Genomic DNA, 25,293 nt, shown 5'->3' on the forward strand with positions numbered 1-25,293 from the left:
GTCAGAGTTCGATGAGGGGGAGTACCTGGGCCAGGGACAACGCACAGCCCAACAGCGTCGCGAATACACAGCTGCCGAAGGTGGCCGCGACGCCGAGCCCGATGGCGACGGAGGTTCCGGACAGCGGCCGGGGCTGCCAGGTCGTGGTGTTGCCGATGATGGCCGTCGTCGCGAGGATGAAACCGAGGCCGATGACCATTCCGATCGCGGCGATGGCAACTATCCCCACGGTGGCGACCGGCGCGACGTCAGCTGGGGCGACGCAATCGCCGATGGTGACCGGTTCGCATTCCGGGTCGGCCTCTGACCAGGTGGTGGCCCAGAGCGCGAACGCACCGGCGGTGCCGGCTGTGAGTACGACGAGGGTCAGCGCGGCGCCGCCGCCGATCATGATTATTCGATCGTTCATCGGCATGGGGGATCGGCGATCGTGCAAAGCCGCTGGGCGGCGGTGGTGGCGATCCGTAGCAAGTCGTCGGCGGAGATGCCGGCGCGCGGGTCGAGTACCGTGATCAGCTCCCCGACGCGTAGATAAACCAATAGCGCGTTCGACTCTCCGATCACCTGGTTGGTCTTCGCGTTCCGTGCGACAGCGTCGTGCCGCACGAGGATCGAATCGTCACCCGCGAAGCCGCTCGCGACTATCGACCAGTTGTGGTGGCCGCGTGCCTCGACCGTGCCTTCCGGCCGTTCGTATTCACCGGTCTGTGTGAAGTCCTGGCACGACTTCAACGCCGCGCGTAGGTCAGGCAGGAACGTGGTGGCCTGCGACGCGGTGAGGCGGTACGTCGCCTGCCCGAGGACGTAGGGCCGGTCCGGCCGGTCGCTTTCCGTGCCCAGCAGGAGGGTCTGGCCGTGCGAATAGCGCGGGCGAACGGCGAGCAGCTCGGGGGCGCGCTTTTCGAAGCAGAAATACAGCGGGAAGGTGAAGTCGATCGGCTTGGACGCGCCCTCCCCGTCGTTTTGGGTGTCGGGTCCGGCGCCGACATCCTCGGGTCGCAGTAGGGCGGACTGGGGGATCTGCACCGGGCTGGCGTCGACCGTCGATGTGGCCGCGGGTGGCGGCGGAGACGCCCGGTGCGGCGGCCGGGCCAGGCTGGCCGCGCTGGCCGTCACCGCGGTCACCAGCGCCACGGCGACGACGATCGTGCGCTGCCGCCGGCGGCGGACGCGACGGCGCAGCTCGTGGCTGTCCGGCCAGCGCACGACGGTCAGGTCGCTGCGCACGTCGTCCATCAAATCGTGCAACTCACGCATCGGCGGGCTCCCCGGCGTCGATGGCCAGCAGTTCGGCCAGGGCGGCCCGGCCGCGGTGCAGCCGGGCCTTGACGGTGCCGACCGGTGCGCCGGTCTCCCGCGCCACGTCGACGACCGGCATACCGAGCAGATAGTGCATCGCGATCGCCACCCGCTGCTCGGCGGGGAGCCGGCGCATCGCCTCGACCACCGCGACCGTGTTGAGGCTGGGCGCGGGTACCGGTTCGGCCGGACCGTTACGGAGGTACGCCCTCGCCCGGCCGCGGATCTTTCGCCACCGCGAGATCGCGATTCGGCTGGCCACCGTTCGCATCCATGCCTCCGGGTCGTCGTACCGGTGGATGGCGGACCAGTGCTGCCAGGCCCGCATGTACGCCTCCTGGACCACGTCCTGCGCCTCGGCAAGGTCGCCGGTGAGCAGGAGGACGTACCCGAGCAGCCGCTGCCGGCCACCCCGGTAGAACTCGTCGAATCCCGCGAAGTCCGCCAACGCACCTACCTCCATGTGGTCGATGCAAAGAAACACGCGCGGCGTCGCGGTCAGGTTGCCGGCATGGCCGCGCGACCCCGCTGGGTCGAGTTCAGGAAGCGTCGTCGTGGGCCAGCGACGAGGACAGCTCGCGGTAGGCGTCGGCCTGCTTGATCAGGGTCCGACCCTTGTCCTCGAAGGCGGCGACCGCGTCGGCACCGGCGGCCCAGCGCAGCGGTGGCTCGTCCGAACCGACGAGCTGGATTAGCGCGGTGGCGAGCTTGGCGGAATCGCCACCCTGCCGGCCGTTCATGCCGTTCCACGCGGTGACGGTCTGCTTGGTGCGTTCGATGTAGTCGTCGATGCTCGGCTGCGCGTAGCTGGTCGACTCGGGTGTGAGCAGATCGGTGCGGAAGAAGCCGGGATCGACGAGCATCGTGTGGACGCCGTACGGCGCGATCTCCGGGGTCAGCGACTCCATCCAGCCTTCGAGGCCGAACTTCGACGCCGCGTACGCCGACGTGAACTCCCCGCCCACGATCCCGGCGGTCGACGAGATCGTCACGACCAGCCCGGACCGCTGGGCGCGCATCACGGGCAGCACCGCGCGGGTGACGTTCAGCGGGCCGAACAGGTTCGTCTCGATCTGCGCCCGGAAGTCGTCGGGAGTGATCTCCTCGAAGAACCCGGCGATGAAGTTGGCGGCGTTGTTGACCAGTACATCGATGCGTCCGAACCGGTCCACCGCCGCCCGCACCGCGGCCTGCGCGCTCGCGGGGTCGGTCACGTCGAGCCGTACCGTCAGCAGGTCCTCAGCGGCGCCTACCGCCCGCGCCACCGCTTCCGGGCGTCGGCCGGTCGCGACCACCGCGTACCCGGCGGCCAGAGCCGCCTTGGCGATGTCCACGCCCATACCCCGCCCGGCGCCGGTGATCAGCAGAACCTTCTTCTCAACCATGTCACTTCTCCGTCGCGTCGAAGCACCGCCCATCGGTGCCCACCGTCCAGAGAACCGCTGTTCACGGTCGCGAAGAAGTCTCTGCTGAAGGGTGTACTGACAGTCCACCCCTCACAACCCTGCCGCGCGTTGGGGCTTGACCTGAAAGACTCGGGCTGATCACCAGCGGCGAGCACGGATGGGCATCACCGCGCACCGTCGAACCTACACCACCGGCTTCGTGGACGGCATGCACACCGGTGCATACGGCGCCGGTGCGATGACCCTGGCCACAGTCGTGCTGCTCGCGGCCCACTCGGCGTCAACAGAGCGGAGACCTAGAGCGAGGAAGAAGTCGAAATACCCGCTGATGCGGCCGTTTCGAGGATGGCGGCGCAGTGCAGGGCGGTGGTGTCGAGGATAGGCAGCCGGGTAGGTAGGTGTGGTCGGGCGGTGGAGAGTTCGGTGCAGGCCAGCAGGATCGCGTCGGCGCCGTTCGCGCCCAACTCGTCGATGACTCGGGCGAGTACCTTCTGACCGGTGTCGCTGGCCGGTCCCCGGATGAGCTCGCCGAAGATGATTTCGTCGAGTGCGGCCCGGTGGCCGGCGTCCGGCAGGATCGGCTCGGTGCCGTGGGTGATGCGCTCGACCAGGGCGGCGTCGCGCAGCGTGATCGAGGTGGCGAGCAGGCCGGGCCGGCGCGCGCCGTGGCTCGCCAACGCATGGCTGGTGGCTTGCCCGACGTGGACGAAACGCATGTCGCGGCGGTGTTCCAGGCGATGGGTGAAGCGGTGTGCGGTGATCGCGGCGACGGCCAGGACGGCGGCTCCGGCCGCGGCCAGATCGTCGGCGGCGGCGTCCAACTGGTCCTCGACGGCGCCAGCGTGATCCACTGTGTCCAGTAGCGTCTGGAAGTCCAGTGAGCGCAGCACGAGGTCGGTCGAGTGCTCGGCGCCGAGCCGGTGGTTGGTGCCCTCGTTGAGTAGGCGATAGTAGTCCATTGTGGATAGCCAGCTCATCCCGCCGAGCAGGCCGATCCGCTGGGCGGTCACGATACGGCGTCCAGAAACTCGCGTACCGCCGGGGCGATGGCGGCCGCGAGGTCGTCGGCGGTGCGTAGGTCGGCGGAGAGACTGACGGCGGCGAGGCGGGCGTTCGGCATCACCCGCACTACCCGCTCGGCCAGTTGGGTCGGGTGGCGGGCGTCGGCTCCCGGGACGACGAGCGTTGGCACCGGCACCGAGGCCAGGTCGTCGACGCTGCCGAAGGGGCTGTCGTGGCCGATGGCGGCCGCGGCGGCGATGCTGTCCGGGTCCGAGCGGGGTATCGCGTCGCGGACCATCGTGCCGATGACCGGTGGGAAGGCGGGAAGGATGGGTGCCCAGGCGGCCTCGATGCCGTCGTTCCTGACGGTGGCGGCGAACGTGTCGAGAAACGCGGTCTCGGCCCGCTTGGCCGCCTCGTCCTCCTCGATGTTTTCGACGCTGATCGCGATCGCGGCACGGATCCGGTCCGGGTGGTCGCGGGCGGCGCGCAGTGTGACGGTACTGCCCAGGCCGGTGCCGCCGAGCGCGGCGGTGGCAAGGTGCAGGTGGTCCAGCAGGCTGATCACGTCGGAGGTGTACTGGGCCCAGGTGTGTAGAGCCGGATCGGCGCAGACCGAGCGGCCGTAGCCGCGTACGTCGGGCAGGATGACGGTGTGCCGATCGGCGAGCAGGCCGGCGAGCGGCAGCAGGCTGTGGTGGTCGGGTCCGCCGCCGTGTAGCAGCACGAGCGGAGGCCCGCCAGCGCCGACCTGGGTGGCGTAGAGGGGGTAGCCGTCGGCGCCGGCGTAGCTGAAGTCGGTCATGGGACTGGCTCCTTGCGTGGACGGGTTTCGGGCAGGCGGATGGACGCGGCCAGGCCGAGCAGTGGTATGGCGGCGATGGCGAGGAACGCTGGGGTCAGGCCGCGGGCATCGGCGAGCAGACCGAGCAGGGGTGCGGTGACGCCACCGGCGGAGACGGACAGGCCGAGGGTGACTCCGCTGGCGGTGCCGACCCGGTGCGGCAGGTACTCCTGGCCGAGGGTGATGTCGACGGAGAACGGGATGAAGACGCCGAGTCCGGCGACCATCGCGGCCGCGAGAGCCACGTAGAGGTTGGGTGCCATGAGCAGGCCCAGCACTCCGGGTACACAGAGGACGAGTCCGATCTGGACGGTGGTCACCCGGCCGAGTCGGTCGGCCAGCCGGCCGCCCAGCAGCGTGCCGGCCACCCCGGTGCCGGTGTAGGTCAGCAGCGCCAGCGTGGCCACGACCTCGGACACGCCGAACCGGGCGATCAGCAACAGGGTCAGGAAGGAGTACAGCCCGTAGGCGGTGATCGAGCGCACGACCACGACGGCGGTGAGCCAGCCGAACGCCCGCCAGGCGTCCCGGCCGGTCGTCGTCGCCGCCGGTGTGGCGGTGGCCTGCCGAAAGACGCCGCGCCGCAGGCGGGGTAGGAGCGGCACCGCGAGGGCGAGCGCGGGCAGGGCCAACAATGGGGTGCCGGACAAGCCGGTGCCGCCGAGCACCGGCGCCACGACGAGGGCCGCGCCGGCGCTGCCGGCCGTACCGCCCACGGTGAACCAGCTCATCCGGCGGGCGGACCCGGCAGCCGCGTCCCTGGCCGCGCGCGCCGCCTCGGGGTGGTAAGCGGCGACGCCGAGCCCGGACAGCGCCACCGCGGCGCAGGTGAGCCAGTATCCGCCGCCGAGCCCGACCAGTCCGACACCGACTCCGGCGACGAGCATGCCGGCTGCGATCAGCCAGAGCCGGCGCCGCCGGTCGGCCAGCACCCCGAACACCGGCTGGGCGAGGCTGGACAGGAACGTCGCCGCCAGGGTGACACCACTGGCAGCGGCATAACCGTAGCCGCGCTCCACCACCAGGAACGGCAGGATCGCCGGCACCGCGCCCTGGTAGAAGTCGTTGACCGCGTGCGTCGAGGTGAGCACGCCCAGCCGCGGGGTCACGCGCCGCCAGCCAGCCGCAGGCCACGCCGCGCGGTCACCTGCACCTCGTACCGCAGCCGGGGGTCAACCAGCGCGGCGCAGATCGCGGTGCCGGCGGGCCGTGTGGGCAGCACTTCGGTCATCACCTGGGCGATCACGGGCAGGTCGGCCGGATCGGTGAGTACCATGAGGAACTGTGTGATCTCCCCGAGGTGGCTGCCGCATTCGCGGAGCGCGTTCTCGACGTTGCGCCACGCTTGCCGGCACTGGGCGGCCACGTCCTCGGCGACGGACATGGTGTCGTAGTCGAAGCCGGTGGTTCCGGAGACGAACACCCACTGGTCGTCGTACATGGCGCGGGAGTACGGCGCCATCGCTTCGAAGCTCGAACCGGTCGAGTAGGTACGCCACATGGTCACGTCTCCTTCACTGTGGACAGTACGGTGTGGACGATGTGCGCTGCGTCCAAACCGTGCAGCCGGTATCCGTCCGGTAGGTCAGTGGACTGCCCGAAGCCGGTGACGCCGAGGTTGACCACGCGGTGTGGTGTCGTGGCCGCGAGAAACGCCAGCGCATGCGGATGTCCATCCTGGACGGTGATGAGCGGGAGAGCGGGGGCGAAGAGGCTGTCCAGAATCGAGGCGTCGCCGGAGGTCTGTCCCTGCCGGGCGCTGAGCGCACGGAAGAGCAGGTCCGGGCTTGTCACGCAGACGACCTCGGCGGCGATCCCGTGTTCGGCCGCGAGGCGTCGCGCCGCCGCCACCACCTCCGGCACGACCGCACCCACGCCGGCCAGCCTGACCTGCGGCTCAGTGTCCGGCTCGACCAGCCGGTAGCCGCCGGCCAGGCACGCCCGCCGCCGATCCGCGCGCAGCGCCGGGTTGTCCGGCACTGTGGCCAGCGACTGGTCGACCGGCCGGGTGGAGAGCCGCAGCAGCGCCGAACTGCCGCCCGGGACGCCGAGCCGCCGCATGCAGTGCAGCAGAATCCACTCCAGATCCGAGGCGAACGCGGGCTCGTAGTACACGCACTCGGGCTGCCCGATGCCGATCAACGGGGTGAGCGCGCTCTGGTGGGCGCCGCCCTCCGGGGCGAGTGTCACCCCGGAAGGCGTGGCGATCAGGATCGACTGCCCGCCGGCGTACATCCCGAAGCTCCACGGTTCCAGCGCCCGGCCCACGAACGGGTCGTAGAGCGTGCCGATCGGCAGCAACCGCTCACCCCACCGGTCCCATGTGGTGCCCAGCTCGGACAGCAGTCCCACCAGGTTGGTCTCGGCGATGCCTAGCTCGATGTGCTGCCCGGCGGGCGACTCGACCCAGCGCAACAGCCGTTGCGGGTCCTCGGCGAAGTAGTCGCGCCGGCCGTGGACGTGCCACACGCCGACCTTGTTGATCCAGCCACCGAGGTTGGTGGAGCTGGCGACGTCCGGGCTGACCGTGACGACCCGCTCGGCCGCCCTCGGGGCGGTGCGGCGCAGAGCCAGAAAGAACCGCCCGAGCGCGGCCTGCGTGGACACGGTACCGCCATATCCGAGACCCAGGTCCGCTGGTATCGGCGTGCCGGCGCCGCGGGTTCGCGGGTGGCGCCGCAGCCGCTCGGCCACCCGAGCGCACAGCTCCGCTTCCGGACTCCCGGCCGGAAAGCGGGCCCAGGGCCGGTCGACGTCGGCGCCGAGCTCGGCGGCGAGGTCGCGCATTTGCGCCTCGGTCAGCAGCGCGGAATGGTTCGCCGGATGCCCTTCGAGGGGCAGACCCCAACCCTTGATCGTGTACGCGAAGACGACGGTCGGCCGCTGCGTCGACGCCTTCGCGAACGCGTCGCTCAGGTCGGCCAGGTCATGCCCGCCGAGATCGCGCAGCGCCCGCCGCACCTCGCGGTCGTCCACGCCGTCCAGGCCGTGCCCCAGCCGGGCCCGGATCTCAGACGGCGATGTGCGGAGCAGCCATTGGTACTCCTCGTTGGGCATCTCGTCCAGCGCCCGCAGCACCCCGTCGCCGCTCGGGCGGGTGGCGAGCCGGCGCAGCCGCCGGCCGTACTTGAGCTCGATGACCTGCCAGCCGGCCGCCTCGAACATGCCCTGCCACCGGCGGACCGCGCCGCCGGGTACCACGCGGTCGAGCGACTGGCGGTTGACGTCGACGACCCACAACAGCTCGCCGAGCTCGCTGACGACCGGATCGGCGACAGCCTCCCACACCGCGCCCTCGTCCAGCTCGGCGTCACCGATCAGCGCGATGTGCCGGCGCGGCGGGAGCGGCACCGGTCGCCGCGAGTCCAGGTAGCGGGCGGCGACGGCCTGCCACAGCGGCGCGGTCGCACCGAGGCCGACCGAGCCGGTGGAGAAGTCGACCCGGTCGGGATCCTTGCGCCGCGACGGATAGCTCTGCAGCCCGCCGCGCTGCCGCAACGTCGTCAGGTACTCCTCGGGCAGGTCACCGAGAAGGTAGTTGATCGCGTGCAGCACTGGAGACGCGTGCGGCTTCACCGACACCAGGTCGTCGGCGTCGAGGGCACCGAACCACAGTGCCGTCATCGCCGACACCAAGGACGCACTGGAGGCCTGATGCCCGCCGACCTTCACCTCGCCGCGCGGCCGGATCCGGTTGGCGTGGTCGACGATGGCCGTGGCCAGCCACAACACGCGTCGCTCGACCGCTTCCAATACCTCGTCCATCAAACCTCATAGGTTGTCACTCATTGCCGTTTCCCAAGCTAGATGCGGCTACGCTGGACGGCAAAGTCGTATCCCGCGAGACGCTCATAGCGTTTCGCCTATGATGGCGGGATGGATGGCCGGGTCTCCCTGCACAAGCTCGAGGTCTTCTGCGCCGTCGTCGAGCACGGCGGTGTGGGACGCGCCGCCGACCACCTGTACGTCACGCAGCCCGTGGTCAGCGGCCACATCCGGCAGTTGGAGGCCCGGCTCGGCGCCGACCTGTTTCGCCGCGTCAGGCAGCGGCTGGAGCTCACCGACGCGGGGCATGCCGCCTACACCTGGGCTCGCGAGACGCTGCGCCGCAGCACCGAACTCGACCGCGAACTCGCCGGCCTCACCAGCGGCACAGGCGGCGCCGCCGCCGTGGCCACCAGCATGACCGTGGGCAGCTACCTGCTCCCGCCCATCCTCACCGACTTCGCTCGCGCCAACCCGCACGCCCGCATCACGGTGCACGTATTCGACCCCGACCAGATCTGGGAGGCGCTCACCTCCGGCCTTTGCGACCTGGCCGTGCCCATCGCCCCGCGCATCCCGTACGGCCGCGGGCTGACCGGCCAACTCCTCGGCCACCAGGACCTGGTGCTCGTCGTCGCGCCCGACGCACCGCACCCAGCCGGCGACGAGATCGCCCCGGCCGACCTCGCCCGCCTCCCGTTCGTGTCCACCCCACGCGGTTCCATCCGCCGCGACCTTGAAGACAGTGCCCTCGCCGACCTGGGCATCACCGACCGCACCGTGACCATCGAGTTCGGCCATCCCGAAGCGATCAAGCATGCGGTACGGGCCGGGCTCGGTGTCGCCCTGCTCTTCCATGCCTCGGTCGCCGCCGACCTCGCCGACGGCACCCTACGCCAGGTTCGGATCGCCGGCGCCCGACCGCGCCTGCCTGTGTTCGCCGTGGTCCGCGCCACCAAACACCCGACGCCGCTACAGCGGAAGCTCATCACCACCATCGCGGGCGCACTCACCGCTTGATCCCGAAGGCTCCGCCGGGTCAGCGCATGGCGGGGCGTGCCTGTGAGAAGGTCCAGCGGTTGCCCTCCAGGTCGTCGACGACATAGGCGGACGAGCCGGAGTGCGCGTTGATGTCGTCCACAATGGTCGCTCCTTTGCCTTTGGCGCGGGCGAAGTGCGCGGAGAGGTCGTCGACGTAGATCCATGGCACGTGCGTGCGCGCGCCGTTGGCTCGTTCACCGTCGAGTTTGAACACATTGAGCAGGGCGTTGCCGATCCGGAACTCGATCCACGGGTGGCCGTGCTCGCCCTCTGGGAGCGGATCCGGCCCGACCGGCAGGTCACTGGCCGGCTCGAAACCGAAGACGTCGGCGAGCCAGCGGGCGGCCGCGGCCGGACGTGTGTAGTACACGCCGAGGGATAGCCGGGCGATGTCGATCTGTTCGTGGGGTACCCGGCCCCGCCTGTCGCACCAGGCCCCGAACCACCTCGGCACGACGCGGCTCCACGCCGAGCCTCCCCTGTCATGCCCGCCCGTGGGAATCACGTGCGTGACGGTGACCCGGGTTCCGCCTTCGACGCGCGCGAAGCTCACGTCGGTCTGCACGTCGTCGGTCGAGCTGGCCCACCCGAGCCGGACGCCCGGCTCCCACAGTGTGATGCGCGCACGCTCGAAGACAGTGCCTGCCGTGGGATCGTCGAGGATCTCAAGGATCCGCCCACCCACGCCCGGCTCGCAGCGAACCTCGACCACACGTCCGCCATCGGACCAGAAGTTGATCGGTCCGCGTACCCACCATAGGTCCATTTCCTCGGTGAACGCCTTGAAAGCCGTCGCGGGATCGACCGCGACGTCGACAGTGGACGAAACCGTCTGTGCCTCAGTCATCGCGCCTCTCCACGTGCCGCTTGAAGGAGCGCAGCTGGTCGTCCCAGTGCGCTTGAAGCTGGTCGAGCCACGCCCGCAGCGCGGTCACCGACTCGGGTCGAAGCCGGAAGACCCGAAGCCGCGCGTCTTCGGGCGGACGCTCGTCGGCCACCACCCCGGCTTGGAGTAGGACACGCAGGTGCTTACTCGTCGCCGCCGCGGACAGGCCGGACTGCTCGGCCAGCTCCCCGGCGCGTCGGGGGCCGGTGCTCAGAAGCTGCACGATGCCGAGCCTGGTCGGGTCGGCCAGGGCCTGAAGCAACGCAGCCAACTCCCGTCCGCGATCCTCCATCACGTGGACAATAGTTGCCGAGAGGGGAAACTATTGTCAAGAGCCTGAGCGTGAGCCATGCCTTTCGGACGTGCATGGCATTCCTATGCTGCAGACAGTCGATTAGCGGAGGCCGTCATGGGGTTGTCGGCACGGGTGTGCCCGGATTGCCATCGGCGCGTACGGGATCCTTTCGAGAAGACGATCACCGGGCGGGAGGTCTGCCCGGACTGCGCGAACGCCCTCGCCATGGGAACAGCCGCGGGGGTGGTCACCGGCAATGTCGGATCCGGGTACGGCGTTTGGGCGATGCTCATGCGCAAGATCCGCCGCTCGGATCGGCGTGATTGACCCTACCGCTACGCGCTATGCGTGGAACGGCGGCCGGTTGTGGATCTCCGTCAGCTCTTGGCCAGACGGCGAAGGAGGGGACCGGTGCGGTACGGGACGATCTCGCGGGTTACGACCGAGGTGTTGGTGCGCTGAACGCCCGGGATCGCAAGGATCTGGCCGGCGATCCGATAGAGGTCGTCGGCGTCGACGGCGACAGCGTGGACGACGAGGTCGTTCGGTCCGCTGACGCTATGTACCTGGAGCACCTCGGGTATGTCCGCGAGGGCCGCCGCGACCTGGTCGAGTCGGCTCTGTACGACCTGGACTACGGCGAACACCGTCATCGGGTAACCCAGCGACCGGGTATCGACCCGACGCTCGAACGACGACAGGCCACCACCCTCCTCGAGCTTGGCCAACCTGGCCTGCGCCGTGTTGCGGGAGATGCCCACCTGGTCGGCGAGCGCAACGGTCGTGGCGCGGGGATGTTCGCTCAACGCCAGCAGCAGCCGGGCGTCGGTCGCGTCGATCACGTTCTGGCTGGGCAGCGTGCTCACCGTCCTCCACGGCTCGTCCCCATGACGATGCATTGTGCTCAAGATACTCCCAAGATCTTGTGCGATTCGCACTCAACGAGTGTCCTTCTTAGATGAAACATGTCGGCATACTGGCCCACAGCGCTGAAGGCGCCGCCCTGTGTTTTCGCGCGTTCTGTCAGGAAGGCTTCCGGGAACTCGGACCGCACCAGCATCCCGACGTCACCCTGGACTGCATCGCAATGGGGCACAGCATGGCCGCTTGGGACCACGGGCGTCACGACGAGATCGCGCACACGCTAGCGGTGAGCGTGGGCCGACTGGCCCGCGCGGGTGCGGACTTCTTCGTCTGCCCGGACAACACCGCCCATCTGGCGCTCGAACGGGCCGGTACCCGGTTGGAGCTGCCCGGCCTGCACATCGCCGAGATCGTCGCCGAGCGCGCCGCACTCGACGGGCATACCCGAGTCGGTGTGCTCGGCACCCGCTACCTCATGGAGAGTCGGCTCTACCCGCGCGCGTTCGAGGCGCACGGGATCACCGCCGTAACGCCCGGCGCGGCAGACCGCCAGATCGTCAACACGATCATCTTCGAAGAACTCGTCAACGGCGTTTTCACCGACGAGTCCCTCCAACGGTACGTCCAGATCATCGAACGGTTCGAGGCACAAGGCTGCGCCGCCGTGGCGTTGGTGTGCACCGAAATACCACTGCTGGTCACCCCAGATCTCAGCCCGATCCCAACGCTTGACTCGACCCGCCTTCTCGCCCGCGCCGCCTTCGATGTGGCGATCGGTCACCGTCCAATGCCGACCTGGCACGGGACGGTCAACCCGTCTGAAGCAGCCAGACACCAGCGCTGATCGGGTGTTCAGGATCGGGCTTTGAGCTACCCCTGCGTTCGCCGCCTCGCCAACCACCTCTGTTTGGAATATTGATCGCGCATCGGCCTGTGAACCGGAACGATGGCGATGCATTGACCGGATCGAGTAGTCGAGATGCGAGGCAGCAGCTGTGCGTGCCGGTATGAGGCGTCGGGCCAGCGTCCGACGGCGCTCGCGCGTGGTGCCGGAGATTCCGGATCCTCGGCTGGGGTTGGGTGCGCTGCGACCGTCGGAGTTCCGAGCGGTGCTGGCTGAACGGATCCGGCTCGTGCGGCTGCTGCCTTTGGCCGGGTACGGCTTGGTCGCCGGGATGATCGCCGTTCTGGTGCTGTTCGTCCTCGCTACGCCGGTGACGGCTGTGTTGAGCGGCGAGTTGGTTCGGCGGGCCGTCGAGGATCAGCCGGTGGGGTGGGCGCTGGGCGCGCTGTTGGGTGCGCTGCTGGTGAGCAGGTTGACCCGGCCACTCAGCGACATGGTGATGACGGGCATCGGGCGGCGGGTCGATGGGGCGCTTCGCGTTCGGTTGCGGGCGATCGCGCTGCGACCGGACACGATCGCTCATCTTGAGGAGGCGGAGTTCGCCGACGACGCCGCACGGGCCAGCGAAATCGGCGAGGGGTGGTGGGTGCGTTCGTCGGGTACGGCGGCGTATTCCAGCATGGTGCTTGCCGGGCGGACGCTGGCGGCCGTTGCTTCGGCCGCGGTGGTTGCCGTCCATTTCCCGTGGCTGGCGGTGTTTTTGCTGTTGGCTTCGCTGTTGAGCCGCACCCTGCAGCGTCGTCAGTGGACGTTCTTCGTGGCCTACAACGATCGGCTCGTTCCGGGGCATCGGCGGATCGAGTATCTGGACGACTTGGCCGCCGGGCTGGAGGCGGCCAAGGAGATTCGGTTGTTCGGCCTGGCGGACTGGCTGGTGATGCGGCGGGCCACCGCGCACTGGGAGCTGCGTTCACCGATGTGGGCACTGCGGCGCAGTATCCTGCGCCGGCAAGGGCTGACCGTGCTGTTGTCGGTGTTGTGCGCCGCGGGCGCGTTCCTCGTTCCCGGTCTGGCGGCGGCGAACGGCTCGATCAGCATCGGCACGCTGAGCACCTGCGTGGTCGCGGCTGTGGGCATCTTCGAGATCACCTACGTCGGGTTCGAAACATTCGATATCGAGTACGGCAAGGGTGCCGTGCAAGCCGTCGATCGGCTGGTCGCCCGCTACGGCGAACCCCAGCCCGCCGGCGGTTCAGGCAAGCTCGCGAAGTCCGAGGTCCGGTTCGAGCAGGTGGAGTTCGGATACCCGAGCGGCTCGCGTCCCATCCTTTGTGGCCTGGATCTGACGATCGGCAAGGGCGAGGTGCTTGCCCTGGTGGGTGTCAACGGTGCGGGCAAGACGACGCTCACGAAGCTGCTCGCTGGTCTTTACCGGCCCACCGGTGGACGCATTCTCGTCGCCGGTCAAGACCTCGCGGAGCTGGATGTGGCCTGGTGGCGGCGCCGGCTGAGCGTGGTGTACCAGGACTTTCTGCGTTACCCGGCGACCGTGCGAGACAACATCACGCTCGGCGCGCCCGAGGTGCCGGTGGACGACGACGCCGTGGCTGAGGCGCTTCGGCGGGCCGGCGCGCAGGATGTGCTGACGAGCCTGCCCGACGGGCTGGATACCCAACTGTGGCGCACCGGCAGCGGCGGCCGCGATCTGTCCGGCGGCCAATGGCAGAAGATAGCCATCGCTCGCACGCTGTACGCCGTCGCCCACGGCCGGGACCTGATCGTCCTGGACGAGCCCACCGCCAACCTCGACATGAACGCCGAGGTCCAGTTCTTCGAGCGGGTGGTCTCCGGGGTACGGGCCGACGGCGTCTCGGTGGTCCTGATATCGCATCGGCTGTCCACCATTCGCAACGCCGACCGCATCGCGGTGCTGGACGGCGGACGCATCACCGAGTCCGGTTCGCACCAGGAACTCCTGGCGCACGACGGCACCTACGCGCGGCTGTGGCGCCTGCAGGCCGCCCGCTTCGAGGAGGTGCCCCGGTGAGGAATCTGCTCACCGTCTACCGCCACACCTTCCGGCTGTGCTGGAAGGTCGCGCCGCTGAGCGCGGTGGCGAACGTCGTATTGATCGCGCTGATGTCCGGGGCCGCCGCGCTCACCGCGGCCAGCCAGCGCATGCTCATCGACGGCGCGCAGACCCGAACGACCGTCGCCATCGTCGCGGCGGCCGGGCTCGGGGTCCTGGCTCACGCGGGTACCTTCATCCTCGGCCACATCCAAGGCGAGGTGAACCAGGACCTCACCGTACGGGTGGGCCGCGAGATCGACCTGGAAGTGCTCGCCCTCGCCGCTTCCATCCCGACTCTGGAACATCTGGAACGGCCCGACTTCCTGGACCGCGTCACCAACCTGCGGCGCGGCACCATGATGCTGGCCCGCTCGGTGTGGTCCGGCGCGGGACTGGTGGGCACAGCCGTGAGCCTAGGGCTGAGCGCGTGGCTGTTGGTCGGGATCCATCCGGCATTGCCTCTGCTGATCGGCTTCGCCATCCCACTGCTGGTTCTGATCAGCCGCGGCAACCGGCATCAGCGGCGGGTGCGCGACCGCACCGCGGAAAACGAACGGCACGAGCGCTCCCTGCACGATCTGTGCGTGCGCGCGGAGTCGGCCAAGGAACTGCGCATCGCGGGCAGCGGACCGGAACTTTCCCAGCGGGCCATGCAGTTGTGGGACAAGACCACCGGCGAAATCGTGCGGTCCCGCATCCACGGCGCCTGGCTGGAGGCGGCGGGCTGGCTGGTGATGCTCGCCGCCCTCGGCGCGGCCCTGTCGCTGGTACTGGATCTGAAGGACGCGGGCCGAGCGACGGTCGGTGACGTGGTGTTACTCATTACCTTGACAGCGTCACTGAGCGGGCAGATCGACCGGTTGGTGCGCAGCTTCTCCATGGTGACCGACGGCGGACACGTGACCGGCCACTACCTGTGGCTCAAGAAGTACGGCGCCACTCAGGCCAACGGCAGCCGGCCGGCCCCGCGGGAACTGGTGAGCGGGATCAGCATGCGCGGCGTCTCCTTCACCTACCCGGGTACGTCCAGCCCGGTGTTGGAACACGTCGACCTGGATCTGCCGGCGGGCAGCACGATCGCGCTGGTCGGGCTCAACGGTGCCGGAAAGACCACAATGGTCAAGCTGCTGACCGGCATGTACCGCCCGGACGCCGGGACCATCACGGTCGATGGCATCCCGATGGCCGACCTCGAGCCACGCGAGTGGGCCCGGCGCGGAGCCGGCGTGTTCCAGGACTTCGCCCGGCTCCAATTCCTGATACGGGAGAACGTGGGCGTGGGCGACCTGGAGCGGCTCGATGACACGCCCGCCATCGAAAGTGCCATCACCCGGGCCGGCGCCGACTCGGTGGTCGCCAGCGTGCCCGACCGGTTGCAGGCTCAGCTCGGGCTGCTGTTCCAGGGCGCTGACCTGTCGCACGGCCAGTGGCAGAAGCTCGCGCTGGCGCGCGGCGTGATGCGCCGCCGGCCCCTGCTGCTTGTCCTGGACGAACCAACCTCCGCCCTCGACCCACAGGCCGAGCACGAACTGTTCGAGCGCTTCACCGAGCAGGCACGGGACGCGGCCCAGGCGCAGGGCGCCATCACGGTGATCGTGTCGCACCGGTTCTCGACCGTGAACATGGCCGACCTCATCGTGGTGATCGAGTCCGGACGCGTCGCGGAACAGGGCACACACGCCCACCTGCTCGCCTCCGCGGGCCGGTACGCCCAGCTCTACCGCGCCCAAGCCGACGCCTACAGCGACACACCGCCCACCACCGCGAACTAGCGACCTTTGGCATCAGGTTCAGGATTGGGCTTTGAGCTACCGCGATGTCCGTCGTGGTCGGTGCCCGTTGCTCCCGCGGCCTCGCCCTCCGCGGCTACACAACCAGTTCGCCGGCGCCCTTCACCCGCCGCACGACCGGCGCCGTTTCCGCCCGTGACAGGCCGTCGAGTGCGCCTATGTCGTTGGCGATGTAGTCGTACAGCTCGTCCAGGTCACGGCAGATCACCGACGCCGCGATGGAAGCCGGACCGGTGATGGCCGCGGCGAACGCGACCTGGGGATGGGTGGCGAGGGCCTGGCTGACGGCGTTCAGCGCGGCCGGGGCGACGGTGAGCCATAGGGCCGCCTCAGCGGTGCGGCCGAAGAGCGCGGGCTCGATCTCCACGTCGAAGTAGAGCACGTTGCCGCGGCGCAGCTGCTCGATGCGGCGCCGGACGGTCGTCTCCGACCAGCCGGTGGCGGCGGCGAGGGCCGGGTTGCCGGTGCGGCCGTCCCTGGCCAGCGCGGCCAGCAGGTGGTTGTCGGCGGCGGTGGGCGTGACCCGCTCGTCCGGCGGTGCGGAGGTCTCCGACGGGGTGGGGGCGGCGACCTGATCGGGGTGGAGCGCGGCGGTACGGCCGGGCCAGCCGTTGGTGCCGGCCACCGCCCGAAGCACGCAATGCGCGGTAACGGCCGTGACGCGCGGCGTGCGTGGCAACTTCTGCAGCAACAGCTCGCCCTCGTCGGCGTGCGCCCGGGTGCGCGTGATGCAGTTGATCTCGGTACCGCCGGACAGCAGCGTGACCCAGGAGGTGTCGGCGCGGCGGGCCAACGCGGCCGCCACCGGTGCGGCGGCGTCCGGGGTGCACCGCATGCGCACCATCCAGTCGACGTGGCCGAGCGCGGCGGCGTGTGGCAGGCCGACCACGCGCAGCGCGCCGGCCGAGCGCAGCCGCCGGTACCGCCGGGCGATCGTGCGGTCGGAGGTGCCGAGCACGTCGGCGATCTGGCTGAACGGGGCCCGACCGTCCACCTGCAGCGCATGGGCGAGTTGCCGGTCGAGCTCGTCAAGCGTGACTGAATCCACCGCGAAACCGTAGCAGCGCGTCGGATTACGCCACATTGGCCGTGACAAACGCCGTCCGCCGCGATCGGCGGGCACGCTGCGGTCCATGCGTAAATGGTTGCCCTTGCTCGCGGTCTCGCTGAGCACGTTCATGCTGCTGATCGACCTGACCATCGTCAGCATCGCCGCGCCGGACCTGGTCGAGGAACTGCACTCGTCCTTCGCCGCGCTGCAGTGGACCGTCGACCTGTATGTGCTGGTGCTGGCCGCCCTCCTGATGGCCGCTGGCTCGCTGTCCGACCGGCTCGGCCACCGGCGGGTGTTCATCGCCGGCCTGGTCGTCTTCGCGGTCGCCTCCTTGGCCTGCGGGCTGGCGCCGAACACCGGCGTGCTCATCGCCGCCCGCGCGGTGCAGGGGCTCGGCGCCGCCGCGATGTACGCCACCAACGCCGCACTGCTCGCCGTCACCTACACCGGCCGGGACCGCTCGGTGGCGTTCGGCGTGTGGGGTGCCGCCAACGGCGCGGCGGCCGCGGCTGGGCCGATACTCGGCGGGGTGCTGACCGAGCACGTCGGCTGGCGATCGATCTTCCTGGTCAACCTGCCAGTCGCCGCGGCGGCCGTGGCGCTGGCCCGGCTGGCCCTGCCCAGCGGTCGCGGCACGGCCGCCGGCCGGGTCGACCTACCCGGCGTCACGAGCTTCACCGTGGCCGCGACGCTGGCCGTCTACGGCCTCATCCGCGCCGGCGACACCGGCTGGACCGACCCACTGACGATCGGTGTGCTGGCCGGCGCCGCGGCGGCGGCCCTGGTCTTCCTGCTACTGGAACGGGGTCGGGCCAATCCGATGCTCGATCTGACGCTGTTTCGGCGGCCGGCATTCGCCGTGCTCATGGCCGGCGCCGCAGCGCTGACCGCGGCCGCTTTCGCCAACCTGGTGTTCGTCTCGCTATGGGCGCAGTCGGTGCTCGGCCTCGGCGCGATGAAAGCCGGACTGGTACTGGCACCGATGGCCGTGGTCGCGTTCGTGGTCGCCGGTGCCGGCGGCCGGCTGCTGCACGCCGTCCCGCCACGCCACACCATCGGGTGGGGGTTGCTGCTCGTCGCCGCCGGTACCGCGCTATGCACGCTGGTCGGCCCGGACTCCGGCTGGGGCGCGCTGCTGCCCGGACTGTGCGTCACCGGCGTGGGGGTGGGCCTGAGCACGCCGGTACTGGCGTCCGCGGCGCTGGCCGTGGTGCCGCCAGAACGCGCGGGCATGGCCAACGGCGCGTCGAACACCTTCCGGCAGCTCGGCTACGCCCTGGCCCTACCCATCTTCGCCACCGTGGTCACCGGCCAGGCCCGGAACGTACTGGCCGACAGTGGTGCGATCGCCGCGCCGGAAACGGCGGCCAAGCAGCTCACCGGCGGCGGGTATCACGAACTCCTCGCGCACGCGCCCGCCACCACGCTACGCACCGCCTACGCGGCCGGCCTCGACCGGATCTTCCTGCTCTGCGCCGTCCTCGCCGGACTCGCCGGGGTAGCGGTCCTGTTGCTGCTGCGCCCGCCGGCCCGCACGCACGCGACGCGGGAGGAGCCGGTCACCGCCGGACTGGGCCGCGCCTGAACCAGCGCGCAGACACCGTTCCGGGGCGTGACGTGACATCAGGGTCCGTGGGTGCGGACCAGGCTGCCGTTGGGGAGCCGCCGGTAGTGGGTCAGGAAGTCGTCCCACAGCTTGAAGCCCATGTTCTTGGGCCAGAAGTGGCCGATGTCGCCGTTGACTGTCCAGCGGTACTCGGCGGCACCGTCGCGGTAGATGTCGGTGGTGTATCTGCCGTCGACCTCGATGGTGGGTGGTGCGGTGTTCTTGTTGACGGTTTCCCGCCAGAAGACTCTCGCGGCGGCCTCGCCGGCGGTGCCGCCGGGGTAGTCGGTGGGTACCTCGTTGACGCCGCGGCACTGCCACACGGGTAGGGGGACATCGGTGCGCACGATGGGGTCGCTGTAGCTGGCGGCGTTGAGATGTCCGGAGTAGCAGGGTGCGATCGCGGCGAAAAGATGGGGGTACTGCACCGCGAGTCGGTTGGTGAAAGCCGCGCCTTGGGAGACGCCGGTGACGATGATTCTGGTGGAGTCGACGGCGAAGCGGGCGGTCAGGTCGGCGAGGAGCTCGAGGGTGAATGCGACATCGGGGTTGGCGGTGTCGATACTGCCGCTGAAGCCGATGTTGGGTCCGGTGGCTGGTTCGGCTTGCGGGTAGACGACGATGAAGCCGCGTGCTTCGCCGACCTGGTGCCATCCGGTTTGCTGGGCCATGTAGCGGCCGGACCCGTTGCGGCCGTGGAAGGCCAGCACAAGGGGGAGCTTGCGGCCATGGTTGGTCAGCTGGCGGTACCTGGTGGGTAGGTAGACCAGCCAGCGGCGGGTTTGGCCGGCGAGCGTGGCGGTGTGCTCGGTCAGCCGCATCTGTTTGGCGGTCTGAAACGGGACGAGGTGTCCGTTGACGGAGTCCTGGTCGGTGAAGCGCAGCGTGGGGTGGAACATGTCGCGCCATACCGCTCGCGCCACGCTGGTGCCGCCGAGCGCGGACGGGCCGCGTAGGTAGGAGACGCGCACCTGGGCCAGCGGATTGTGGGGGTTGCGGTAGATGGCGGTGCTGAAGTCTCTCCCGTGCTCGTGTCGAGGCCGTGGGTCGACTTTGTTGGCGTGTTTCCAGTACTCGATCTGCCGGTGCTCGTCACCGGTGAGGCGACCGTTGACGAATGTCCAGCTCGCCATCGTGGTACGTCGCAGGCGGTTGCTGGCGGTCTGGTAGAAGTCGGCGGGCGCGCCGCCGGTGAGGCTGGCGACCGCGACGTATTTGGGTGAGTTGATGGCGGCGACCTCGTTGGCGACGGCCGCGCCGGTGCCTTCGCCGACGATGTACACGTTGACGGAGCTGCCTTGGTAGGCGCCGCGGACGGCGTCTGTCACGGCGGTGACGAAGCCGATGTCGTCGGGCCGGCCCGGGTCAAGGTGGGTGTTCCAGGTGCCGTTCTGGGCGCTGGGAAAGGCGGCGATGAAGCCTTCCTCCTCGGCGACCCGTGACCACTGCGTGCGAAGCGCGTATTCATGGGCGGTTTCGCCGTCGGGGTGCAAAATCACCACGATCGGGTTGTCTTTGGGGTCCGCGACGCGGTAGATGGGCTGTTGGCTGGGGACGTACACGGCGTACTGCCTGGTGATGCCGTCGACCACAAGCGTCTGGTCCAGCAACGGTTGCAGGCCCGCCTCGGCGGGAGGGGCGGACGACGCCGGGGAGGGGGCGGCGAGGGTAAGCGCGGTCAGGCAGGCGACGGCGACGACGGCGGTGCCTATTCGTTTCACAGTGACGTCTCCTCGTCAGCGGTCGAGGGTGCTTTCGACCGCCTGCATCAGGGCGCGCAGGTAGCCGTATCCGTGGGCGTACGCCTGCTTGCCGCCCGGGTCGTCCGGGTGGTCGGGCACGTGGTCCGGGTCCACGTTGTACGCGTAGCCTTCCTCGGCGAGGATGCGGATGATGCGGGCGTGGTCGATGTCGCCTTCGTCCGGCCAGACTTCGAGGAAGTCGTCGCGGCGGCCCTTGATGTTGCGCAGGTGAATGTTGAACAGCCGGTTGGTCCGGGCGAGCCGGCGCACGATGTCGTAGATCTCTCGCTGGGGGTTCCACAGCATCTCGGCCAGCGTGCCGACACAGAGGTTGAGTCCGTGGTAGGGGCTGCGGTGCAGGGACAGGAAGGTGAAAAGACCCTTGCCGCCCGGGACACTCAGGACGTTGGTGATGCCGCGGTAGCCACCGGGCGGCGTTCCCGGGTCCTGCGGGTGGCAGGCCGCGCGCACCTTGAAGTGGTGGGCTACCGGGATCACGGCTTGAACGAAGTAGTCGATGCGTTCCCAGAAGGCGTCCGCGTCGACGACGCCGGCACGGGTCAGCGGCTCGTTTTTGGGAAGGTCGGCGGCCCGGAACTGCCCGTACACGGATCCGCCGCGCCCGGGGACCTCGCCGGTGCGCAACACCCCGAGAAGGCTCATGTTGTATTTGAAGGCCGGCACGCCGGCGATCGCGCACGCTTCGATCATCTTGTGGATGTCGTCGATGTCCTTGTCACGCTCGGGGCTCTTGGCGAGCATGATCGCTGGCCGCGGGTCGCGGTCGATGTGTGACGAGGTCAGCAACGGCAGGGCAACCATGTCGAGGGTGACGCCGTTCTGCTCGGCGAACTCGCGGGTCTGCTCGACCTCCGACGGCAGCCAGTAGCCGCGGCCCTCCGCGAGGGGAGGGGCGGGCGGATAGCCGACCCAGTGGGTCACGCCGTGCCGGGTGAATTCGCGCAGCACGGCCGGTGTCGAGGCGCGGCGCTGGGTGCCGACGTACATCTTGAGCCTGCGGGGCGGCCGGTGACGGTCTGGGCCAGCTGCCCGCGCGGGTGACGGAGGGCCAAGGAGTGCCCCTGTCGTCGCGGCGGCCGCGGCCGCCCCGCCCAGCTGGATCAATGACCTGCGGTTGATCGATTCCTGATCCATGCGGACCTCCAAAACGGATCGCGGATGCCGCCCGGTGACTCGGTACGGTAGGCGCGGTCCGTGATGCCGATCAAACACAGGTTTGGTATCGACTGATACCTCATTGACATTTGACTATTTCTCGTTCGCCACGTGCCCCAGGAGCGCTGCCAGCGCCGGGTTCTCGTGCGTGGTGCGCCAGACGCAGTGCAGCGTCACGGTGTCGTCCGGGAGGTCTTCGACTTCCAGGAAGGTGAGGTTCTGCAACCGGAGCGCGGAGGCCGACCGTGGCACGAGGGCCACGCCGAGGCCGGCGTTCACGACGGCCAGGACGGTGTGGATCTGGCTGATGTGCTGGACGTACCGGGGCCTGAGTTGGGCACGGTGGAACGCCGCGACGACGAGTTCGTAGAAGTACCACGCCTCGGATGGCGAGTACGTCACCACGTCATGGTGTGCGATGTCGGCGAGGCGAGGTGGTCGGCCGAGGGTGGTGAGCGGGTGTCCGCGGGGCGCCGCCAGCACGAGCGAGTCGGTGTGGGCCAGCCGGGACGACAGCACCTCGGACTGCGGCACCTGGCGCACCAGTCCGACCTCGATCTCGCCGGCCAGGATGGCGTCGAGTTGAGCGTGGGTGACCATCTCGTGCAGGACCAGATCGACCTCGGGCAGGTGCTTCGCGGCTACGGCGATCCAATGCCCGAGGACGGTCAGCGCTGAGACGGCCGTGAACCCGATCCGGATGGTTCCGGCCGTGCCGGCGGCCACCCGCCGCGCGAGAAGAGGGGCGGCGGCCGCGAGGTGCAGCACGCGGCGCGCCTCGTCGAGGAACACGCGGCCCGCGGGGGTGAGCGTCACGCCGGTGGGGGTGCGGTCGAACAGCACGATGCCGATGCTGCGTTCGAGTCGCTGTATCTGGCGGCTCAGCGGCGGCTGCGTCATCTGGAGGCGGGTCGCCGCCCGACCGACATGTCCCTCCTCGGCGACGGCTACGAAACCCCGAAGTTGATCAAGTGTGTACACCGGAAGCCTCCAGCGCGATGCCGAAAAGGTATTAGGTGATGCCAAATCTGTGTTGGATCGGTATGGCCTTACCCGCTTAACGTACCGGTCACCTCATCGAAACGGAGTTCGACGTTATGACGCGATACACCCCGGAAGAGATCCGGCACGCGCTGGGTACCGGGCTGTTGTCTTTCCCGGTCACCCACTTCACGTCCGAACTGGATTTCGATGAGGTGTCCTACCGCGACAACCTGGGCTGGCTGTCGTCCCATCCGGCGGCTGGCCTGTTCGTCGCGGGTGGCACCGGTGAGTTCTTCTCGTTGACGACCGGCGAGGTGGGGCGGGTGTTGCGCGCCGCCGTCCAGGAGACCGCCGGGACGGTACCGATCATCGGGCCGGCCGGGTATGGCACGGCCCAGGCGGTCGAGATGGCCCGCGACGCCGAGGCGGCCGGTGCCGACGCGATCCTGCTGTTCCCGCCGTACCTGACCGAGGCGAGTCAGGATGGGTTGGCCGCGCACGTGGAGGCGGTCTGCGCGGCCACCTCGCTGGGCGTGATCGTCTACCACCGCGCCAACGCCGCGTTCGATGTGCCGACCATCGAGAGGCTCGTCGGCACCTGCCCCAATTTCGTGGGGTTCAAGGACGGCGTGGGCGATATCGAGCTGATGACGCGCCTGTACGCGACGGTGGGGGACCGGTTGCTCTACATCGGGGGCCTGCCCACCGCCGAAACGTTCGCCCTGCCGTACCTGGAACTCGGGGTGACCACCTACTCCTCGGCGATCTTCAATTTCGTGCCGAAGTTCGCGCTCGGGTTCTACGACGCGGTGCGGGCCGGTGATCGGGCCGGCGTCTACGGCCGGCTCAGCGACTTCGTGCTGCCGCTGGTGGAGATCAGAAACCGGCGGCCGGGGTACGCGGTCTCGATCGTTAAGGCCGGTATGCGCGCGGTCGGCCGACCCGCCGGACCGGTCCGGCCGCCGCTGACGGATCTGACCGACGAGGAGATGATCAAGCTGACGGCCCTCATCGAGAAGCTGGGGTGATACCTGTGGCCAGCGTTCTGACCGGCGCGATGCTGATCGGCGGCAGCGAGGTCCACGGCGGCAAGGGCGAGGTCCGCGCGGTCGACCCGCGCACCGGGCAGGCGATGGAGCCGGCGTACGGGCTGGGCGGCACCGAGGAGGTCGACCGTGCGGCGGAGCTGGCCTGGGCGGCGTTCGCCGGCTACCGCGACAGCGATCTGCCGCGCCGGGCCGCGTTCCTGGACACGATCGCGGCCAACATCGAGGCGCTCGGCGACGACCTGATCGACCGGGTGAGCCGCGAGACCGGACTGCCGCGGGCCCGGGTGGAGTCCGAGCGTGCCCGCACGTGCGGGCAGCTGCGACTGTTCGCCGAGCTCGTACGCGAAGGCAGCTGGCAAGGCGCACGGATCGACCCGGCCCAACCCGACCGGGTCCCGCTGCCACGGCCGGACATCCGGCAGCGGCGCGTTCCCCTGGGACCGGTGGCGGTCTTCGGCGCGAGCAACTTTCCGCTCGCCTTCTCGGTGGCCGGCGGAGACACCGCGTCGGCGCTCGCCGCCGGCGCACCCGTGATCGTCAAGGCGCACAGCGCCCACCCCGGCACTTCCGAGATGGTCGGCCGCGCGGTCAAGGCCGCGGTCGAGCAGCACCACCTGCCCGAAGGCACCTTCTCGCTGCTGTTCGGTGACGGCCGTGGACTCGGCACCGACCTGGTCACCCATCCACGCGTCCAGGCGGTCGGGTTCACCGGCTCCCGCGCCGGCGGCCTCGCCCTGGTCGCGGCGGCAGCCGCCCGCCCCCAACCCATCCCCGTCTACGCCGAGATGTCGAGCGTCAACCCGGTCTTCGTACTGCCGGGCGCGCTGGCCGAGCGCGGTGCGGCGCTCGGCCTGGCACTGGTCGGCTCGCTCACCACGGGCGCCGGCCAGCTGTGCACCTGCCCCGGTCTGGTCTTCGTCCCGGACGGCGACGGCTTCAGCGAGTTCCTGGGCGCGGCCAGCGACGCGATGCGGGCGACCCCGGCGGCGCCGATGCTGAGCGAGAGCATCCACGCCGCGTTCGTGGACGGCGTCGAGCGGCTCCGCGCCGCCAGTGGGGTGACCGTCGCCGCCGAAGGCAAGGACGACGGCACGATCGCCGCCGCCGGCCGCGCCGGCTTGTTCGTCGCCGACGGCGCCACGTTCCTGGCCAACCCGATGCTGCACGAGGAGATCTTCGGGGCGGCGGCGCTGATCGTGCGGGTCGCCTCCAGCGACCAGCTGCGCCAGATCCTGGACCGGCTCGAAGGCCAGCTCACCGCGACCGTGCACGCGACCGCCGAGGATCACGAACAGGCGCGAACCCTGCTGCCGCTACTGGAGCTGATCGCCGGCCGGATCGTGTTCAACGGCTGGCCCACCGGTGTCGAGGTCGGGCATGCCGTCGTCCACGGTGGACCGTTCCCCGCGACCTCCGATGCCCGCAGCACCTCGGTCGGCACGCTCGCGATCGACCGGTTCCTGCGGCCGGTCAGCTACCAGAACGTACCCGCGGAACTGCTGCCGCCGGCGTTGACCGACGACAACCCGTCCGGGCTGTGGCGGCGCGTCGAGGGCCGGCTCGAAAGGTGACCGC

At 69.7% G+C, this 25,293-nt stretch carries 23 protein-coding genes; 7 read left to right on the plus strand and 16 right to left on the minus strand.

Features of this window, described 5'->3' with window-relative positions:
* Position 1: 1 nt before the first annotated feature.
* From QMG73_RS03160 to QMG73_RS03200, 9 genes are all read right to left on the minus strand, one after another.
* Complete coding sequence (locus tag QMG73_RS03160) at positions 2-415, minus strand: hypothetical protein (RefSeq protein ID WP_281892316.1); 414 nt, start codon at positions 413-415, stop codon at positions 2-4.
* Positions 406-1,257 (minus strand): hypothetical protein, encoded by an 852-nt coding sequence (locus QMG73_RS03165; protein ID WP_281892317.1) that lies wholly within the window; start codon positions 1,255-1,257, stop codon positions 406-408. Before QMG73_RS03165 ends, QMG73_RS03160 begins: the two co-directional genes overlap by 10 nt.
* Positions 1,250-1,747 (minus strand): SigE family RNA polymerase sigma factor, encoded by a 498-nt coding sequence (locus QMG73_RS03170; RefSeq protein WP_281892458.1) that lies wholly within the window; start codon positions 1,745-1,747, stop codon positions 1,250-1,252. The genes QMG73_RS03165 and QMG73_RS03170 overlap by 8 nt, the downstream gene beginning before the upstream one ends.
* A 91-nt stretch (positions 1,748-1,838) precedes the next feature.
* A complete protein-coding gene (locus QMG73_RS03175; RefSeq protein ID WP_281892319.1) occupies positions 1,839-2,684 on the minus strand; it encodes an SDR family oxidoreductase in 846 nt (281 codons plus the stop codon).
* 317 nt (positions 2,685-3,001) lie between these two features.
* Positions 3,002-3,715: an aspartate/glutamate racemase family protein gene (locus tag QMG73_RS03180; protein ID WP_281892320.1), complete on the minus strand. Its 714-nt coding sequence runs from the start codon at positions 3,713-3,715 to the stop codon at positions 3,002-3,004.
* Positions 3,712-4,512 (minus strand): alpha/beta fold hydrolase, encoded by an 801-nt coding sequence (locus QMG73_RS03185; RefSeq protein ID WP_281892321.1) that lies wholly within the window; start codon positions 4,510-4,512, stop codon positions 3,712-3,714. Before QMG73_RS03185 ends, QMG73_RS03180 begins: the two co-directional genes overlap by 4 nt.
* Entirely contained in the window at positions 4,509-5,660 is a 1,152-nt protein-coding gene (locus QMG73_RS03190; protein ID WP_281892322.1) for an MFS transporter, read from the minus strand. Before QMG73_RS03190 ends, QMG73_RS03185 begins: the two co-directional genes overlap by 4 nt.
* Positions 5,657-6,052: a Rid family hydrolase gene (locus QMG73_RS03195; RefSeq protein WP_281892459.1), complete on the minus strand. Its 396-nt coding sequence runs from the start codon at positions 6,050-6,052 to the stop codon at positions 5,657-5,659. The genes QMG73_RS03190 and QMG73_RS03195 overlap by 4 nt, the downstream gene beginning before the upstream one ends.
* Before the next feature lie 2 nt (positions 6,053-6,054).
* Positions 6,055-8,316, minus strand: coding sequence for a transketolase-like TK C-terminal-containing protein (locus tag QMG73_RS03200; RefSeq protein WP_281892323.1), 2,262 nt, complete (start codon positions 8,314-8,316; stop codon positions 6,055-6,057).
* Between the two features lie 111 nt (positions 8,317-8,427).
* On the opposite strand from QMG73_RS03200, the gene QMG73_RS03205 reads away from it, so the two are divergent.
* Positions 8,428-9,336: a LysR family transcriptional regulator gene (locus QMG73_RS03205; protein WP_281892324.1), complete on the plus strand. Its 909-nt coding sequence runs from the start codon at positions 8,428-8,430 to the stop codon at positions 9,334-9,336.
* Positions 9,337-9,355: 19 nt separating this feature from the next.
* On the opposite strand, the gene QMG73_RS03210 is transcribed toward QMG73_RS03205, so the two are convergent.
* The 3 genes from QMG73_RS03210 to QMG73_RS03220 form a co-directional block, all read right to left on the minus strand.
* Complete coding sequence (locus QMG73_RS03210) at positions 9,356-10,204, minus strand: VOC family protein (RefSeq protein ID WP_281892325.1); 849 nt, start codon at positions 10,202-10,204, stop codon at positions 9,356-9,358.
* Complete coding sequence (locus QMG73_RS03215) at positions 10,197-10,535, minus strand: ArsR/SmtB family transcription factor (RefSeq protein ID WP_281892326.1); 339 nt, start codon at positions 10,533-10,535, stop codon at positions 10,197-10,199. Before QMG73_RS03215 ends, QMG73_RS03210 begins: the two co-directional genes overlap by 8 nt.
* Positions 10,536-10,915: 380 nt before the next feature.
* The gene (locus QMG73_RS03220; protein ID WP_281892327.1) at positions 10,916-11,437 is read right to left on the minus strand and encodes an Lrp/AsnC family transcriptional regulator; all 522 of its coding nucleotides are present in this window, start codon (positions 11,435-11,437) and stop codon (positions 10,916-10,918) included.
* 59 nt (positions 11,438-11,496) lie between these two features.
* On the opposite strand from QMG73_RS03220, the gene QMG73_RS03225 reads away from it, so the two are divergent.
* From QMG73_RS03225 to QMG73_RS03235, 3 genes are all read left to right on the plus strand, one after another.
* Positions 11,497-12,246 (plus strand): aspartate/glutamate racemase family protein, encoded by a 750-nt coding sequence (locus tag QMG73_RS03225; RefSeq protein WP_407676738.1) that lies wholly within the window; start codon positions 11,497-11,499, stop codon positions 12,244-12,246.
* 265 nt (positions 12,247-12,511) lie between these two features.
* Positions 12,512-14,293, plus strand: coding sequence for an ABC transporter ATP-binding protein (locus QMG73_RS03230; RefSeq protein WP_281892329.1), 1,782 nt, complete (start codon positions 12,512-12,514; stop codon positions 14,291-14,293).
* Positions 14,290-16,089 (plus strand): ABC transporter ATP-binding protein, encoded by a 1,800-nt coding sequence (locus tag QMG73_RS03235; protein WP_281892331.1) that lies wholly within the window; start codon positions 14,290-14,292, stop codon positions 16,087-16,089. Before QMG73_RS03230 ends, QMG73_RS03235 begins: the two co-directional genes overlap by 4 nt.
* Positions 16,090-16,183: 94 nt before the next feature.
* On the opposite strand, the gene QMG73_RS03240 is transcribed toward QMG73_RS03235, so the two are convergent.
* A complete protein-coding gene (locus QMG73_RS03240; RefSeq protein WP_281892332.1) occupies positions 16,184-17,155 on the minus strand; it encodes an Lrp/AsnC family transcriptional regulator in 972 nt (323 codons plus the stop codon).
* Between the two features lie 85 nt (positions 17,156-17,240).
* Here QMG73_RS03240 and QMG73_RS03245 point away from each other — a divergent pair, with 85 nt between their 5' ends.
* On the plus strand, positions 17,241-18,746 hold the full coding sequence (locus QMG73_RS03245; RefSeq protein WP_281892333.1) for an MFS transporter: 1,506 nt from the start codon (positions 17,241-17,243) through the stop codon (positions 18,744-18,746).
* A gap of 38 nt (positions 18,747-18,784) precedes the next feature.
* Here QMG73_RS03245 and QMG73_RS03250 read toward each other — a convergent pair whose 3' ends face one another.
* The 3 genes from QMG73_RS03250 to QMG73_RS03260 all read right to left on the minus strand — a co-directional run bounded on the left by QMG73_RS03250 (position 18,785) and on the right by QMG73_RS03260 (position 22,666).
* Positions 18,785-20,488 (minus strand): PHB depolymerase family esterase, encoded by a 1,704-nt coding sequence (locus tag QMG73_RS03250; RefSeq protein ID WP_281892334.1) that lies wholly within the window; start codon positions 20,486-20,488, stop codon positions 18,785-18,787.
* Positions 20,489-20,503: 15 nt separating this feature from the next.
* Positions 20,504-21,517 (minus strand): mannonate dehydratase, encoded by a 1,014-nt coding sequence (locus QMG73_RS03255; RefSeq protein WP_281892335.1) that lies wholly within the window; start codon positions 21,515-21,517, stop codon positions 20,504-20,506.
* Between the two features lie 261 nt (positions 21,518-21,778).
* Complete coding sequence (locus QMG73_RS03260; RefSeq protein WP_281892336.1) at positions 21,779-22,666, minus strand: LysR family transcriptional regulator; 888 nt, start codon at positions 22,664-22,666, stop codon at positions 21,779-21,781.
* Positions 22,667-22,782: 116 nt separating this feature from the next.
* On the opposite strand from QMG73_RS03260, the gene kdgD reads away from it, so the two are divergent.
* Both kdgD and QMG73_RS03270 read left to right on the plus strand, forming a co-directional pair.
* A complete protein-coding gene (gene kdgD / locus QMG73_RS03265) occupies positions 22,783-23,697 on the plus strand; it encodes a 5-dehydro-4-deoxyglucarate dehydratase (RefSeq protein ID WP_281892337.1) in 915 nt (304 codons plus the stop codon).
* 5 nt (positions 23,698-23,702) lie between these two features.
* Positions 23,703-25,289, plus strand: a complete 1,587-nt coding sequence (locus QMG73_RS03270) for an aldehyde dehydrogenase (NADP(+)) (protein ID WP_281892338.1) — start codon at positions 23,703-23,705, stop codon at positions 25,287-25,289.
* Positions 25,290-25,293: the final 4 nt, after the last annotated feature.

It is taken from the genome of Phytohabitans aurantiacus (genome assembly GCF_027923225.1).
Lineage (GTDB): Bacteria > Actinomycetota > Actinomycetes > Mycobacteriales > Micromonosporaceae > Phytohabitans > Phytohabitans aurantiacus.

Excerpts from the sequence above, each read along its gene's own strand:
- QMG73_RS03160 (WP_281892316.1), bottom strand. The coding sequence starts at position 415 with ATGCCGATGAACGATCGAATAATCATGATCGGCGGCGGCGCCGCGCTG.
- QMG73_RS03165 (WP_281892317.1), bottom strand. The coding sequence starts at position 1,257 with ATGCGTGAGTTGCACGATTTGATGGACGACGTGCGCAGCGACCTGACC.
- QMG73_RS03175 (WP_281892319.1), bottom strand. The coding sequence starts at position 2,684 with ATGGTTGAGAAGAAGGTTCTGCTGATCACCGGCGCCGGGCGGGGTATG.
- QMG73_RS03185 (WP_281892321.1), bottom strand. The coding sequence starts at position 4,512 with ATGACCGACTTCAGCTACGCCGGCGCCGACGGCTACCCCCTCTACGCC.
- QMG73_RS03195 (WP_281892459.1), bottom strand. The coding sequence starts at position 6,052 with ATGTGGCGTACCTACTCGACCGGTTCGAGCTTCGAAGCGATGGCGCCG.
- QMG73_RS03200 (WP_281892323.1), bottom strand. The coding sequence starts at position 8,316 with ATGGACGAGGTATTGGAAGCGGTCGAGCGACGCGTGTTGTGGCTGGCC.
- QMG73_RS03205 (WP_281892324.1), top strand. The coding sequence starts at position 8,428 with ATGGATGGCCGGGTCTCCCTGCACAAGCTCGAGGTCTTCTGCGCCGTC.
- QMG73_RS03210 (WP_281892325.1), bottom strand. The coding sequence starts at position 10,204 with ATGACTGAGGCACAGACGGTTTCGTCCACTGTCGACGTCGCGGTCGAT.
- QMG73_RS03215 (WP_281892326.1), bottom strand. The coding sequence starts at position 10,535 with ATGGAGGATCGCGGACGGGAGTTGGCTGCGTTGCTTCAGGCCCTGGCC.
- QMG73_RS03220 (WP_281892327.1), bottom strand. The coding sequence starts at position 11,437 with ATGCATCGTCATGGGGACGAGCCGTGGAGGACGGTGAGCACGCTGCCC.
- QMG73_RS03225 (WP_407676738.1), top strand. The coding sequence starts at position 11,497 with ATGAAACATGTCGGCATACTGGCCCACAGCGCTGAAGGCGCCGCCCTG.
- QMG73_RS03245 (WP_281892333.1), top strand. The coding sequence starts at position 17,241 with ATGCGTAAATGGTTGCCCTTGCTCGCGGTCTCGCTGAGCACGTTCATG.
- QMG73_RS03255 (WP_281892335.1), bottom strand. The coding sequence starts at position 21,517 with ATGTACGTCGGCACCCAGCGCCGCGCCTCGACACCGGCCGTGCTGCGC.
- kdgD (WP_281892337.1), top strand. The coding sequence starts at position 22,783 with ATGACGCGATACACCCCGGAAGAGATCCGGCACGCGCTGGGTACCGGG.